Here is a 13,553-nt window from a genome sequence, read left to right as displayed (position 1 = left end):
GGTTTGGTTTTCCAACTCGCTCGGCTATGGTGAGTCTGCTTTCCAAACCAAGCAGCTCGAGACCCCGTCTCAAGGCTCACTCCAGAACCGACTGTGCGAGGAACCGTGATGAGGGCCGCACCACCCGACAGCACACATGCCACGAACGGCACGCACGACCCGTATGACGCCGTGACCTGTATCGACCCTCTGTGGTGGTCCTGGGAGGGCGCACACGGTGGACACGTGGCGGCCACCGTGCTCGCCGCCGTACGCGATCGCGCAGCCGCCGAAGGGATACGCCCCGCGCGTGCCCTGACCACCCACTTTCTGGCCCCGGTCGACGCACGCCCGATCACTCTCTCCGTGACTGTCCCGTCGGCCGGGCGCCGCGCCGCGACCTGCGCGTTCACCGGCCACCAGGACGGGAAGCCGGTGCTCGCCGGCTCGGCGCTGTTCGGCCAGGCCCGCCCGGGACCCTCGTACGAGGGCAAAACCGCCCCCGAAGTGCCGAGTCCGGCGGACTGCCCGGTCCTCGACCTGCCCGCCGGGCTGGCGCCCTTCGCCGAACAGGTGGAGCTGCGCCCCGCCACCGAGGACCTGCCGCTCGCCGGGGGCGAGAAGGCCGAACTGCTCGCGTGGGTGCGGTTCGCCGACGGCCGGCCCCTGGACGCGGGCGCGGTCGTGACCCTCACCGACGTCCTGCCGCCCGCCCTCTACGCGCGATGGCGCACCCCGCGCCCCGTGCCGACCGCGGAGCTGACCGTCCATTTCACCGACGCACTGGATGCGGGCGCTCCGGAGGGCTGGGCCCTGGTCCGGATCCGTACCGAGCAGGCCGGCAGCGGCTGGGCCATCGACGACAGTGCGGTGTGGTCGGTGGACGGCCGGCTGCTGGCCGTGGCCAGGCAGGCGCGGGTGGTCCGGAGCACACAGGACCAGGAGCCCGGCGACGCCCGGACCGCGGTGTCGGGTGGGCCGAACCATGGCAACTGATCTCCGCGAGAAGACCGGTGCCCACGTCACGCACGGCAGCCGCCCCTTGCCGGTCCTGGTCGCCGCCTGCCTGGGCCTGTTCACCGTCTTCCTTCAGACCACCCAGACCATCGGCACCCTCAGTGCCGTACAGGACGACCTCCACATCGCCTCGGCGGACCTCGTGTGGGTGGCCAGCATGTACACGCTGGTGGTCGCGTCCTGCGTGCTGGGCGCGGGTGCGCTCGCCGACCGATGGGGGCGACGGCGCGTCTTCCTCGCCGGGGCCGCAGCGATGGCGGTGGGCGGAGTGATCCTGGTCTTCGCCGGGAGCCTGGCCGTCGTTCTCGTCGGGCAGGCGGTCGCGGGGCTCGGCGGCGCACTGATCACGCCCAGTTCCCTCGCGCTCATCACGCACGCCGTGCCCGACCCCCGGCGCCGCGCCGGAGCAATAGCCGCCTGGGCGGCCACCTCCGGGCTCGGCCTCGCCATCGGCCCCGTCACCGCGGGACTCGCCCTGCGCTGGTGGAGCTGGCACACCGCGTTCTGGCTCAACCTCGTCGTCGCCGCGCTCGCGGCGGCGGTCGCACTCCGCTCTGTGCCGGAGTCCCGGAACTCTTCTCAACGGTTCGACTGGACAGGACAGTTGACGTCCATGGGCGGGCTCGCCCTGATGGTCTTCTGGCTGATCGACGGCGGCCATCACGGCTACGGCTCGGGCCGGGCGCTCACGGCCGCTGCCGGGGCGGTCGTGCTCCTCGCCGCCTTCGCAACGGTCGAACTGCGCCGCACCGCCCCGATGATCGACCTGCGCCTGCTGCGCGACCCCTCCTATGCCGGCTCGCTGCTGCTCGCCGCGACCGTCATGTTCGCCTTCGTCGGCCTCGCCGTCCTTGAAGTGCTGTGGCTGCAACGGGTCCGGGGTCTGAGCGCGCTCCAGGTGGGCACCCAACTCCTCGCGGAATTCGGCACGTTCATCGCCGCCTCGGTGCTCGCGGGACTGCTCCTGCGCCGTCTCGGACCGCGCACGCTGATCACTGTGGGGATGCTGATCGCGGCCGTCGGAGCCACGCTCTTCGCGCGCGTGGGCGCCGGCACGACCTTCAGCGGATACGCCGCGGCCCTCGTCCTCTTCGGCCTCGGCTGCGGTCTCGTCAACGCGCCGTCCACCGCACTCGCCGTCAGCCACGTCCCACGCGGCCGCGAGGGCGAGGCGGGCGGCACGGTGAACGCCGCCCGGCAGATCGGCGCCGTCCTGGGCACCAGCATCCTCGGCACGCTGATGACCTCGCGCTTCGACGACCACGTCACCCAGGTCAGCGACCCACGGGTCGCCTTCAGTGACGCGGTCGGCTACGCGGCGTGGGTCGTGGTGGCGGTGCTGGTGGTCGGCACCGCGCTGTCGCTCGGGCTCTCCGGATGGGCCCGGCGCGCCGCCGCACCACGGCCGGCCGGGCAGCACTGACGGCAAACCGGCCTGTCCCCCGGCCCTGGGTCGCAGGGGCAGGCCGGTCGGACACCACGTCCGCCGAGGACCGTCAGTGCGCCGTCCCACTCCGCGTCGTCAGGTCAGCCACGGATGAAGTCGAGAAGGTAGCCGTTGAAGGCCTGCTCGTAAGCGCCCGCAATGCCGTGCGAGCCGCCCGGATAGACCTTCAGCGTCGCGTCCTTGACGAGCTGGGCCGTCTTGAGGGACGCCGCCGCGATCGGCACGATCTGGTCGTCGTCTGCGTGTACGACGAGCGTCGGCACATCGATCCGGGCCAGGTCCTCGGTGAAGTCGGTCTCCGAGAACTGCTCGACACAGTCGTACGCCGCCTTCAGCCCGGCCTGCATGCCCTGGAGCCAGAACTCGTCACGCTTGCCCTGCGAGACCGTGGAGCCCTCGCGATTGGCGCCGTAGAACGGTGAACTCAGGTCCTGGAAGAACTGCGAACGGTCCGCCGCGACCCCGGCACGGATCTCGTCGAACGCCTCGATGGGCGTGCCCTCCGGATTGGTGTCCGTCTTCAGCATCAGCGGTGCAACCGCTCCCACCAACACCGCCTTGGCGACCCGCGCGGAGCCGTGCCGGCTGATATAGCGGGCCACCTCGGCCCCGCCGGTCGAATGCCCCACCAGGATCGCGTCGTTGAGATTGAGCGACTCGATGAGTTCGGCCAGGTCGTCGGCGTACTGGTCCATGTGGTTGCCCTGCCACGGCTGCGCGGAGCGACCGTGGCCGCGGCGGTCGTGCGCCACGGCGCGGAAGCCGTTGTCGGCGACCAACTTCAACTGCCCGTCCCAGGCGTCGGCATTGAGCGGCCAGCCGTGACTGAAGACGACGGGCTGACCGGTGCCCCAGTCCTTGTAGTAGAGGTCGGTCCCGTCAGAGGTGGTGAACGTGCTCATAAGGCTTGCCTTTCGAGAGATCGTCGAGGTGACCTACGAACGTCGGTTCGCGCCAGGCGAAGCGGGCTGATCACCTCCGGCGCCGTGACCACGACCTCCCGCCACCTGTGGTCGATGGCCGGCACGTGTCCGTGGCCCGGGTTCTCGGCATCGACCTTCACCTCGCACAATTATGCGCTTATGTCATAGTCTCCAGGATCCCCAGAGTGTGCAACGCGTCCCGCAACGCCGAGCGCGGTCTGGAGCAGTGGATCATCGAGCAGCTTCTCGAAGGCGCCCGTGTGACCCCGGCCTGGCTAGTCGGGCGCACCCGTGCCATAGGCGCGGTCGCCCGGGGTTCGAGACACGGAAGCGGACGTGCTACGAGTCACTGCACCGACCCGGCCGACTTCTACGCCGAGTGCGACACCGGCCGCCCGGCCGTGCGCCATCCCGACGGCGCCGGCGGCATCCCCTTCGGGCGGGGCAGGCCGGCTGCCGTGCGCGTGGCCCTCGCCGCCTACGCCCGCCGCTCGGGACTGCCCGAGCAGCGGACGTACGACGAGGCGGTGGTCAACGCCGTGCGCTCACGGCATGTGGGTGGTGCGGCGGTTGAGCGACCTCGTCGCCGAGGATCCCGGTCCCTCGGGCTCCGTCGTACGCATGCACTTCCGCCGCCCCGGGGATCTCACCCGGCCGCCGGTAGGGTGAACTCGTAGACGAGTGCGTCCTGTTGGGCGTCCACGACAAGGTCGGTGATCTCCAGTGGCCGGTGGTACTGGTCGTGCACGCGCCGGGTGACCTTCACCGACTCGGGGAGTTGGGTGATCGAGTCCCGGTGGTGCAGGGTCAGCCCTGCCTTGCGCATCCAGTCGTAGGCGCGCCCCAGTTGCGCCGACGCGGTGCCGTCGGCCCGGTCGCGGTAGCGGGCCAGCTCCTCCACCTCGGCCACCGCGACGGCGGAGAAGGACGTCACGGCCGTACGCTGACCGCTCCCGTCCGCCGCGGCCGACTCGTAGCGGTGCACCAGCGTCGGCAGCCGCGGGGGGAGCCCCAGGGCGTGCGCGTGTTCCGGTGGCGGAGCCTCCCAGGTCACGGTGGTCCGGGGGACGCTGCCCGGTTCGGGGGTGTGCGCCCCCAGCGGAAAGTCCAGTGACGGGACGTGCTCGGCCGTGCTGCCGGGCAGTGTCGCGTGGCTGCCGCGCCGGTCGGTGGAGACCAGACCGCCGCGCCGCAGCATGTTCAGCGCCTGGCGTACGGTCTCGCGGCTCACGCCGAACCGATGGGCCAACTCCCTTTCTCCCGGCAGGCGCTCGCCGGGCGGAATGGTCCCGTCGCGCAGATCGCCGAGCAGTTGAGCGGCGATCCGCGAATAACGGGGCTCGTGGTCGGATGGGTGGACGGTGCGGGCCATGTCCGCGCCCCTCCTGCGTGTGAAAAGACAAACGTGTAGTGACAACCCAGACGTGGTGACGAAACGTAGCCGTGCGGGCTCATTGCGCGACCAGTCTATGCATTGGTCTAAACCACCAGGGAAGGGTGGTGGGGTAGTTCGGCCGATTTCAGTCCGCCGCCTCCGCGTGGCCAGACGCGTTCACAGCGCGCTGTACAGGGCATCCACAAGTGCCATCTTCCTTGGGTCGTCGGCGATGTGCGGGCCCATGCGGTTCATGACGTACCCCAGAGAGATGCCTGCCTCCGGATCGGCGAGCCCGCAGGAGCCACCGAAGCCGTCATGTCCGAAAGCCCTCGGGTTGGGCCCGAACGAACCGTTGGGTCCGCTCAGCCACAATCCGAGCCCGATCTCCGTCTCGTACTCGAACCCGGCGCCCACCACCAGGTCACGGCAACTGCCCTGCCCCTCGCGCACCCGCTCGGCGGCCTCAGGTGAGAGCACCCGCCGTGAGCCGTACGACCCCCGCCCGGCGAGGATCCCGTACAGCGCGGCGATCGCTCGCGCCGTGCCGTGGCCGTTCGCGGCCGGGATCTCGGCGGCCCGCCACCGCGAAGTGTTGGCCTCGGTGGCGGCGATGAGCGGATTGCTGAGGGCCGCCAGTGCCACGGGCGTCAACTTCGCGAGGACCGCCGCCTGTTCGCTGGTCGTAGCGGCCCGCTGACGCACCACCTCGGCTGCCCGCCCCGACTCCTTCTCCGGCAGCCCGATGCTGAAGTCGATCCCGAGCGGCCCGGTCACCTCCCGCTCCAGGAACGCGCCCGGCAGCAACCCCGAAACCCGCCGCACCACCTCACCCACCAGGTGGCCGAACGTGATCGGGTGATAGCCGGACCGCGACCCCGGCTCCCACCAGGGTTCCTGCGCCGCAAGGCGTTCGACGGTCAGCTCCCAGTCCAGGAGCTGGGCGAGAGAGTGCGGCTCGCGCAGCCCGGCCAGCCCGGCGCGGTGCGACAGCAGGTGTCGTACGAGCACCGACTCCTTGCCCGCTGCCGCGAACTCCGGCCAGTACGCGGCCACCGGGGCGTCGAGGTCGAGCAGCCCGCGGTCGGCCAGGATGTGCGCGCACAGGGCGGTCGGACCCTTCGACGTCGACCACACGTTGACCAGGGTCTCCCGCTCCCAGGCCCGGGTGCGCGCCCCGTCCGCCCAGCCGCCCCACAGGTCCACCACGGTCTCGCCGTCGAGCGTGACCGTCACGGCCGCGCCCAGCTCGTCGCGGTCGCGGAAGTTCTCCTCGAACGCGCCGCGCACCGCCGAGAAGCGCGGGTCGCAGTGGCCTTGAACGTGCGGCGCGTACTGGGACATGGGACCTCCGTCGCCCGTGGGGAGGCCCGGAGTTGGATCCGGGGCGGGTCGACCGTACCGCAGGGGGCGTACCGACTGGTCGGACGGGTTGGCGGCGACCGGACCGCATTCGTCATCGCGTGATCTCCCGCAGGCCACCCAACACCCGTACTGTGCTGCCCAGTTGACCGATCAGTCGCAGGAGGCACAGGAACAATGCGGAGACATGTGAAGGTGTTGGCACGTATCGGAATCGCGGTGGCGACGGCGAGTGTGCTGGCCCTTGCCACCGGCCCCCAGGCGACGGCCGCGGACCTGTCATACTCGTCCAGCACCTCCGTGGGCGTCCACAACGCCTACGACAAGGCGAAGTACCCCTACTTCGCCGACGCCCTCGACTCCGGCGCCGGAATGCTCGAACTCGACGTGTGGACCAATGTGTTCGGCGTCTCCTGGCGGGTCTCGCACGACAACCCGTTCGGCAACGACAACAACTGCGTGAACGCGGCCAACGCTTCCGAACTGCGCACCAAGGCCACCAACAGCGACCTCGCAGGCTGCCTCGCCGACATCAAGGCCTGGCACGACGCGCACCCCGGACACCGGCCCATCCAGCTGAAGATAGAGATGAAGGACGGCTTCCTGGGCACCAGTGGCCGTGGGCCCGCCCAGTTGGACGCCCTGCTCACCTCGAAGCTCGGCAACGCCCTGCTCCGCCCCGCCGACGTCGTCGGCTCCCACTCCGACCTCGACACGGCCGTCCGCGCCGACGGCTGGCCCGCGCGCTCCGCCCTGGCGGGCAAGTTCATCGTCGAGCTGATCCCCGGCACCGTCGAGGAGGGCAACCCCTTCGACACGCTGTGGACGGACCGCGAGTACGCCACCTACCTGCGCGACCTCGCCGCCGCCGGACGCCTGCGCGAGGCGGCCGCCTTCGCCGCCGTGCACGGCGCGGCCACCGGCGACCCCCGCACCCGCTACACCGACGCCACGATCCGTCCCTGGCTCGTCGTCTTCGACGGCGACGCGGCCACGTACGCGAACGGCACGATCGACACCGCCTGGTACGACGACCGCCACTACCTCGTGGTCATGACCGACGCCCAGAACGTGGCCCCGGCCATCGACGGCACCAACCCCACCCAGCAGCAGGCCCTCGACCGGCTCGCCCTGCTGGCCGGGCAGCACGCCACCGTCGTCTCCGCGGACTGGTACCCGCTGCCCGCCGTCCTGTCCACGGTCGTACCGCGAGGGTGAGCGGGCCGGGACGACCTCAGAGGTAGGACGGCAGCCAGCGCAGTTTGGCCGCCTCCTGGTAGGTGTCGCCGCCCTCGTGGTCGTTGAAGTCGTACACCTCGATCGCCTTGTCCTGTGCCGCCCACGCGTTGAACGCAGCGAAAACCGTGGAGGGCGGGCAGGTCTGGTCCTCCAGGGCGACCGAGAAGAGGGCCGGTGCCCGGCCGCGCGCGGCGAAGTGCACGCTGTCGAAGTAGGAGAGCGTGTGCAGCACTTCGTCGGTGCGGCCGCGGTACGTCTTGAGGTAGTTGCCGATCTCCCGGTAGGGGTTCCGGTCCGTCAGCCTGATGGCGCGGGGGAAGTCGCACAGGAACGGCACGTCCGGCGCGATCGCCGCCAGGTCGGGGACCAGCCCGCCCACCGCGATCGTGATGCCGCCGCCCTGGCTGACGCCGATGGCCGCCGTACGCGCCGCGTCGACCAGGTCGTGCGAGCGGGCCGCCTCCACGGCGCGCACCGCGTCCGTGAACACCCGGCGGTAGTAGTAGTTCTCGGGGGCGTCGACACCCTGGGTCATGGATCCGGGGTACGCGGACGCGCTGCCCACCGGATCCGGCGTCCCGCCGCCGCCCCAGGCGCTGCCCTGACCGCGCGTGTCCATCACGAAGTGCGCGAATCCCGCCGACGCCCACAGCAGATGCGTGTGCGGAAGGCCACGTCCGCCGCCGTATCCGACGAACTCGACGACCGCGGGCAGGGGTGAGTTCGCCCAGGCCGGCAGCGTCAGCCAGCCCTTGACCGGGTGGCCGCCGAACCCGGCGAACGTGACGTCGTACACCTTGACCGTCTTCAGGTGCGTCTCGACCGGCTCGAAGCGGGCGGCGAGGTCGTGTTCGCGGGTCTCCTGGAGTGTTTTGGCCCAAAAGGTGTCGAAACCTTCGGGCTCGACGGACGCACTCCGGTACTCGCGGAGTTCGTCGAGAGGAAGGTCGAACAGGGCCATGAAGGTCCACCTTTGGCATCGGGGCGCGGATGATCACACCGTACGTCGGTCATCGGCGGGGCCGCCAGACCCGGTTTTCCCCCGCCGCGCTTCACGAGAGAATCCGTCCCCGCACGACTGATCGGCGCCCGCCGTGGAACCCACCCAGCACCGGCAAGGGGCCGGCCGCCGGCTGCCCCCGCCCCGATACCTGAGGGCCACTTGCCGCGACACCTGAAAGGCAACCCCCCCGACACCCGAAAGGCCCCACACCCGAAAGGCATCCGCCCCGACACCCGAAAGGCACCCGTCATGAACTCCGGCACCCGCACCATCACGGTAGGCATCGACGGTTCGCGGGCGAGTCTCGACGCGGCGGACTGGGCCGCCCGCGAGGCCCAGCGCCGCCGCCTCCCGCTGCGTCTGCTGCACGCGGCACCAGGACCGGCCGTGTCCGCACGGATCCCGGACGTCGACGTTCCGGCCGGGTACACCCATAAGGCGCTCGACCGGGCCGCGATCCGACTGGCGTACGCCCACCCCGCGTTGGACATCATCGCGCGGAGCACCGACGCACCCGCCGTACCGGCACTGCTCGCGGCGGCGCTGGAGGCCGAGACCCTGGTGCTCGGTTCACGCGGTCTGACCGGGTTCGCGGGTTTCCTGGTCGGCTCGGTCGCCCTCGACGTCACGGCCCGCGCCGAAGGCCCGGTCGTCGTCGTGCGCGCGGGCGAACTGCCCGAGGACGAACGGATGCCGACAGTCGACGGCACACCGCCGAGCGCGGCTCCCTATCTGCCGGTGGTCCTCGGCCTCGATCTGACCCACCCGGCCGACGACCTCATCGGGTACGCCTTCGACAGGGCCGCCGTCCGCTCCGCGCCCCTGCACGTCGTGCACACCTGGACGGTGCCTCCGCCGCGCGGCCCCGCGGCCGTCGTGCCACTGTCCGGTGGCACGGCGAAGCGGGCGGACGGCACCTGGCACGTGCTGACCAGCACTTTGCAGCCGTGGCGTCACAAGTTCCCCGAGACGACCGTCTCCGAGCAGGTGATCTACGGCCATCCCGGGCACCATCTGCTGATGGCCTCCGCCCGGGCCGGCCTGCTGGTCACCGGCCGCCGATCGGGCAAGGGTCTGGGCCGAGCCGTGCACGCGCTCATCCAGCACGCGATGTGTCCGGTCGCGGTGGTGCCGCACACATAGGCTTCCCAGCCACCAGGCGGCTGCTCGGCCAGGAGCGGTGCCACATGTGCCGCCGCCATACGTCCTACCGGCTACCGGCACACAGTCCGGCGCGCTGCGCGTGAAGACGGTCGTCGTCCCCTCGCCGTACTCCCGCGCGTGGATGAGCTCCTCGGGGCCGCGCGCCGAGACGAGGCAGTCGCAGCGGCACGTCCAGACCGAGCGCCCGACGGTCTCGCGGCATCGACATCAGCGGTACGACGCGGCATCGACATCAGCGGTACGTCACCGAGCCGCGACGCCGATGTACAGCGCGGGCCGGTCCGCCGGGCCAGGCGAAGAAGCCGCTCAGCAGGCTCCGCACCTACACCGAGTCGCCGGGTTCGGCCACGGCGTGGCACCAGCCGGAGACCTCGCCACCCTCACACGGTCCAGCGTCAGTTCGTCGGGTCCCTCGTCCTCGTACGCCGCCGCGGACAGGACGGGCCAGTCGTCGCCCGCGTCGTACTGGCCGGGCGGCAGTCCGGCGCCGGGGGGGCAACCTCCCATGCCTTAAACGCTACGGGGGGGGGATTGTGCGTACGTCCCTTTAAGTCTCGGGTGACCGTCATGCGGGTGTTGCCCCGAGCGCCCTCGATCATTGCGGACACATGAACTCTGCCGGGGTCCGGGAATAGCCGTGCCGTGATCTTCCTTGCTGCTATTGCCGACGCCGGTGGCCCCGGCTGCCACAGCAGGTGACAGTGGTCCCGGCAACCGGTGACAGCGAAGGAGAGTGAGGGAGCACATGCCCAAGGCGTACGTCTTCACGCGGTACGGCGGCCCGGAGGCCGAGGCCCTGGTGGAGCTGGACCGGCCGACGCCGGGCCCCGGCCAGGTACTCGTCGCGGTACGCGCGGCGGGCGTCAACCCCGTCGACTGGAAGCAGCGGACGGGCTACGGCCCCGCGGGCGGCGCGGCGCGCGAGCTGCCCGCGGTGTTCGGCAACGAGGTCGCGGGGGTCGTCGAGGAGGTCGGCGCCGACGTGACCGGCTTCGCCGTGGGGGACGAGGTCTTCGGCAACCCGGTGACCGGCGGATACGCCGAGTACACCCTGCTTCCGGTGACTGTCACCGCGCACAAGCCCACCGAGTTGGCGTACTCGGACGCCGCGACTTTGCCCGTCGCGGCGGCGACCGCGTACGACGGGATCCACCAGCTGGGTCTGCCCGCGGGCGCGACCCTGCTGATCACCGGTGCGGGCGGCGGTGTCGGCGTCGCGGCCACGCAGATCGCGCGCGCCTTCGGGGTGCGGGTCGTCGGCGTGGCGAGCGACGGCAAGAAGGACTTCGTCGAGTCGCTCGGCGCCGTGCACGTCCCCTCGGGGCCTGGCCTCGCGGAGCGCCTGCGCGGGGCGGCGCCGGACGGCGTGGACGGCGTCTTCGACCTGGTCGGGGGCGAGGTCCAGGAAGCCGCGGCGACGCTGCTGACCGACCGCTCGAAGCTGATCACCGGTGCCGACCGGCAGACCGCCGCACGGCTCGGAGGCGCGCCCGTCGAACGGGCCCGCAACGCCGCCGTGCTCGACGAGGTGGCGAAGCTCGTGGTCGAAGGCAAGCTGAAGCCCTTCGTCACGCAGACCTTCCCGCTCGACCGTGCAGGCGAGGCGCTGCGCACGGTCGAGGAAGGCCACGCGCGCGGCAAGGTCGTCATCGAGGTCGGCGCATGAGCGCGCACCCCCTGGACAATCCGGCGCTCGGTGCGCTGACCGGCCCGCACGCCCACTTCGCCGAACGCCGCGGCCGCGTCCTGCGCTACCCCGTGGACGTATCGCCGTGGCTGGCCCTCCCCGACGACCCGGGAGCCGAGGACTGGGCGGACCTCGCCGCCCTGGTCGGCCCCGGCGGCGACGCACCGCTGGCCGGCTACACCGGGCAGACCCCGGACGGCTGGGAGGTGACCTTCAGCCTGGAGGGCGTTCAGCTGGTGGACGACGGGATCGCCGCGGCGCCGGACCCCGAAGCGGTACGGCTCGGCCCCGCCGACGTACCCGAGATGCTGGACCTGGTCGAACGGACCCGGCCCGGCCCCTTCCTGCCACGCACCGTCGAGCTCGGCACCTACCTCGGGATACGCCGGAACGGCGCGCTGATAGCCATGGCGGGCGAGCGGCTGCACCCGCCGGGCTGGACCGAGATCAGCGCGGTCTGCACCGACCCGGACTTCCGCGGCGAGGGCCTGGCCACCCGGCTGATCCTGGCCGTCGCGCACGGCATCCGCGAACGCGGTGAGACCCCGTTCCTGCACACGGCCGCGAGCAACACCACCGCCATCCGCCTCTACGAGTCCCTGGGCTTCCGGCTCCGGCGCAGCACCCTCTTCTCGGCGGCACGCGTGCCGGAACACGCCGAGGCCTGATCAGGCGCTCGTGCCGGAGCACGCCGAGGCCGACTACGCGTGCGTGGACGAGTCGCTGACCGGCTCGTCCGTCGCCGCCGCGTTGTACCGCAGCAGATACGAGGCGAAACGCGCGAGATCCTCCTCGGGCCAGCCCGCGAGCCGCTCACGGAACGCGACCCGGCGGCTCGCGGTCACCTGGGCGAGGATGTCCGTGCCCCTGTCCGTCAGATGCAGCACCTGTACGCGGTGGTCCGCCGGGTCGAGCCGCCGCCCGATGAGCCCGGACCGCTCCAGCGCGGCCACCTGCCGGCTCACCGTGGACTTGTCCAGCGCGTAGTGCGCCGCGAGGTCGGTGGCACTACAGCCGCCACGCTCCTCCAGATGGCCGAGCAGGGTGTACGAGACCAACGACAGTTCCGGGTGCATACGGCCGGCCGTCGCCCTGGCTCGCCGGGCGAAGGCGGTCATCTCGCGCTGGATGGTCTCGACGGCCGCGTCGGCGGCGGTGACAACACTCTCGTCGGGCTCGTCGGCCGGCTTCATGGAGACCTCCCTCGCACTACTCGTTGCACAGTACAACCTGACCGGTGGGAGTGCCCTGCCGAGGAAAAGCGGAGGAGCCGGTCGCCGTTCGACCGACCCTGTTACTGTGTGCCGCGTCGGCTGTGGATCGCCCCAGCCAAGGAGTTGCCCAGGAGGTGAGACCCATTACCGCCAGGTCAGGTCGGGTGCTCTCACCTCAAGGCAACACAGCTCACCGCCCGTAGGCGGCCGCCGCGAGAGCGCCCTTCGGCTCACCGAAAGGCTCTCGGCTTTCATGCCCCCTGTTTTCGATTCCGTTGTCGCCGTACTCCGCTCCGCCGGCTGTGTCTTCGCCGAGGACGAGGCGGAGTTGATCCTCTCCACCGCCAGCAATCCGGACGACATCGCCACCATGGTGGACCGGCGCGTCGCCGGACTTCCCCTTGAACACGTCCTCGGCTGGGCCTGGTTCCACGGTCTGCGCATCGCCGTGGAACCGGGCGTCTTCGTGCCCCGCCGCCGCACCGAGTTCCTCGTCGACCAGGCGGTCGCCCTCGCACGCGACGCGTCCCTCGTCGTGGACCTGTGCTGTGGCTCCGGCGCGGTGGGCGCCGCCCTGGCCGCCTCCCTCGGCGGGCCCGAACTGCACGCCGCCGACATCGACCCGGCCGCCGTGCGCTGCGCCCGCCGCAACGTCGCGCCCTTCGGCGGACACGTCCACGAGGGCGACCTCTTCGCGGCGCTGCCCGACTCCCTGCGCGGCCGCATCGACATCCTGGCCGCCAACGTGCCGTACGTCCCCACCGACGAGGTCGGCCTGCTGCCGGCGGAGGCCCGCGAGCACGAACCCCTCGTCGCTCTCGACGGCGGCTGGGACGGACTCGACGTCCTGCGCCGCGTCGCCGCCGAGGCCCCCCGATGGCTGGCCCCCGGCGGCTGCCTCCTCATCGAGACGAGCGAGCGCCAGGCGCCTCGGGCCGTCGAGGCCTTCACCCGCGGCGGCCTGACCGGCCGACTGGCCGTCTCCGACGAGCTGTACGCCAACGTCGTGATCGGCACCCGGGAGTAGTCACGCCCTTCGGCTCGTCCGGCATCCGGCATCCGGCGCCTGCGAGTAGTGAGCTACGGCATTGTGCAACTAGTTGCACAAGGTGCGCCCCGTCGTCTACAACAGAGACACGACAC

13 protein-coding genes are annotated in these 13,553 nt (G+C 71.3%); 8 read left to right on the top strand and 5 right to left on the bottom strand.

The annotated features are described in order from the left end of the window. The first annotated feature begins 108 nt into the window (after window positions 1-108). Together ACIPC1_RS19675 and ACIPC1_RS19670 are read left to right on the top strand one after the other, a co-directional pair. Complete coding sequence (locus tag ACIPC1_RS19675; RefSeq protein ID WP_402518585.1) at window positions 109-975, top strand: acyl-CoA thioesterase; 867 nt, start codon at window positions 109-111, stop codon at window positions 973-975. After that, window positions 965-2,419 (top strand): MFS transporter, encoded by a 1,455-nt coding sequence (locus ACIPC1_RS19670; protein WP_402518583.1) that lies wholly within the window; start codon window positions 965-967, stop codon window positions 2,417-2,419. Before ACIPC1_RS19675 ends, ACIPC1_RS19670 begins: the two co-directional genes overlap by 11 nt. 104 nt (window positions 2,420-2,523) lie before the next feature. On the opposite strand, the gene ACIPC1_RS19665 is transcribed toward ACIPC1_RS19670, so the two are convergent. Next, window positions 2,524-3,345 carry an alpha/beta fold hydrolase gene (locus ACIPC1_RS19665; RefSeq protein WP_402518582.1) on the bottom strand — a complete coding sequence of 274 codons (822 nt, stop codon included), beginning with the start codon at window positions 3,343-3,345 and terminating at the stop codon, window positions 2,524-2,526. Window positions 3,346-3,551: 206 nt separating this feature from the next. Between ACIPC1_RS19665 and ACIPC1_RS19660 the strand changes: the two genes are divergently transcribed. Then, window positions 3,552-4,043: a hypothetical protein gene (locus tag ACIPC1_RS19660; RefSeq protein ID WP_402518580.1), complete on the top strand. Its 492-nt coding sequence runs from the start codon at window positions 3,552-3,554 to the stop codon at window positions 4,041-4,043. Here ACIPC1_RS19660 and ACIPC1_RS19655 read toward each other — a convergent pair. Both ACIPC1_RS19655 and ACIPC1_RS19650 read right to left on the bottom strand, forming a co-directional pair. Further along, window positions 4,013-4,738: a GntR family transcriptional regulator gene (locus ACIPC1_RS19655; protein ID WP_402518579.1), complete on the bottom strand. Its 726-nt coding sequence runs from the start codon at window positions 4,736-4,738 to the stop codon at window positions 4,013-4,015. The two genes, ACIPC1_RS19660 and ACIPC1_RS19655, sit on opposite strands and share 31 nt — an antisense overlap. Window positions 4,739-4,918: 180 nt before the next feature. Next, the gene (locus ACIPC1_RS19650) at window positions 4,919-6,085 is read right to left on the bottom strand and encodes a serine hydrolase domain-containing protein (protein WP_402518578.1); all 1,167 of its coding nucleotides are present in this window, start codon (window positions 6,083-6,085) and stop codon (window positions 4,919-4,921) included. A 195-nt stretch (window positions 6,086-6,280) separates the two neighbouring features. Between ACIPC1_RS19650 and ACIPC1_RS19645 the strand changes: the two genes are divergently transcribed. Continuing rightward, window positions 6,281-7,321 (top strand): phosphatidylinositol-specific phospholipase C domain-containing protein, encoded by a 1,041-nt coding sequence (locus ACIPC1_RS19645; RefSeq protein WP_402518577.1) that lies wholly within the window; start codon window positions 6,281-6,283, stop codon window positions 7,319-7,321. 16 nt (window positions 7,322-7,337) lie between these two features. On the opposite strand, the gene ACIPC1_RS19640 is transcribed toward ACIPC1_RS19645, so the two are convergent. Next, window positions 7,338-8,303, bottom strand: coding sequence for an acetylxylan esterase (locus tag ACIPC1_RS19640; RefSeq protein ID WP_402518576.1), 966 nt, complete (start codon window positions 8,301-8,303; stop codon window positions 7,338-7,340). A gap of 291 nt (window positions 8,304-8,594) precedes the next feature. On the opposite strand from ACIPC1_RS19640, the gene ACIPC1_RS19635 reads away from it, so the two are divergent. The 3 genes from ACIPC1_RS19635 (at window position 8,595) to ACIPC1_RS19625 (ending at window position 11,864) form a co-directional block, all read left to right on the top strand. Further along, window positions 8,595-9,488 carry a universal stress protein gene (locus ACIPC1_RS19635; RefSeq protein ID WP_402518575.1) on the top strand — a complete coding sequence of 298 codons (894 nt, stop codon included), beginning with the start codon at window positions 8,595-8,597 and terminating at the stop codon, window positions 9,486-9,488. 766 nt (window positions 9,489-10,254) lie between these two features. Beyond that, window positions 10,255-11,175 (top strand): NADP-dependent oxidoreductase, encoded by a 921-nt coding sequence (locus ACIPC1_RS19630; RefSeq protein ID WP_402518574.1) that lies wholly within the window; start codon window positions 10,255-10,257, stop codon window positions 11,173-11,175. Beyond that, complete coding sequence (locus tag ACIPC1_RS19625) at window positions 11,172-11,864, top strand: GNAT family N-acetyltransferase (protein ID WP_402518573.1); 693 nt, start codon at window positions 11,172-11,174, stop codon at window positions 11,862-11,864. The genes ACIPC1_RS19630 and ACIPC1_RS19625 overlap by 4 nt, the downstream gene beginning before the upstream one ends. Window positions 11,865-11,897: 33 nt before the next feature. Here ACIPC1_RS19625 and ACIPC1_RS19620 read toward each other — a convergent pair whose 3' ends face one another. After that, a complete protein-coding gene (locus ACIPC1_RS19620; RefSeq protein ID WP_402518572.1) occupies window positions 11,898-12,389 on the bottom strand; it encodes a MarR family winged helix-turn-helix transcriptional regulator in 492 nt (163 codons plus the stop codon). Between the two features lie 274 nt (window positions 12,390-12,663). Here ACIPC1_RS19620 and ACIPC1_RS19615 point away from each other — a divergent pair, with 274 nt between their 5' ends. Next, on the top strand, window positions 12,664-13,437 hold the full coding sequence (locus tag ACIPC1_RS19615) for a putative protein N(5)-glutamine methyltransferase (protein WP_402518570.1): 774 nt from the start codon (window positions 12,664-12,666) through the stop codon (window positions 13,435-13,437). Window positions 13,438-13,553 lie beyond the last annotated feature (116 nt).

The sequence above is a fragment of the Streptomyces sp. NPDC087263 genome (assembly GCF_044744645.1).
Taxonomy (GTDB): Bacteria; Actinomycetota; Actinomycetes; order Streptomycetales; family Streptomycetaceae; genus Streptomyces.
This window is presented reverse-complemented; position numbering and strand designations above follow the sequence as displayed.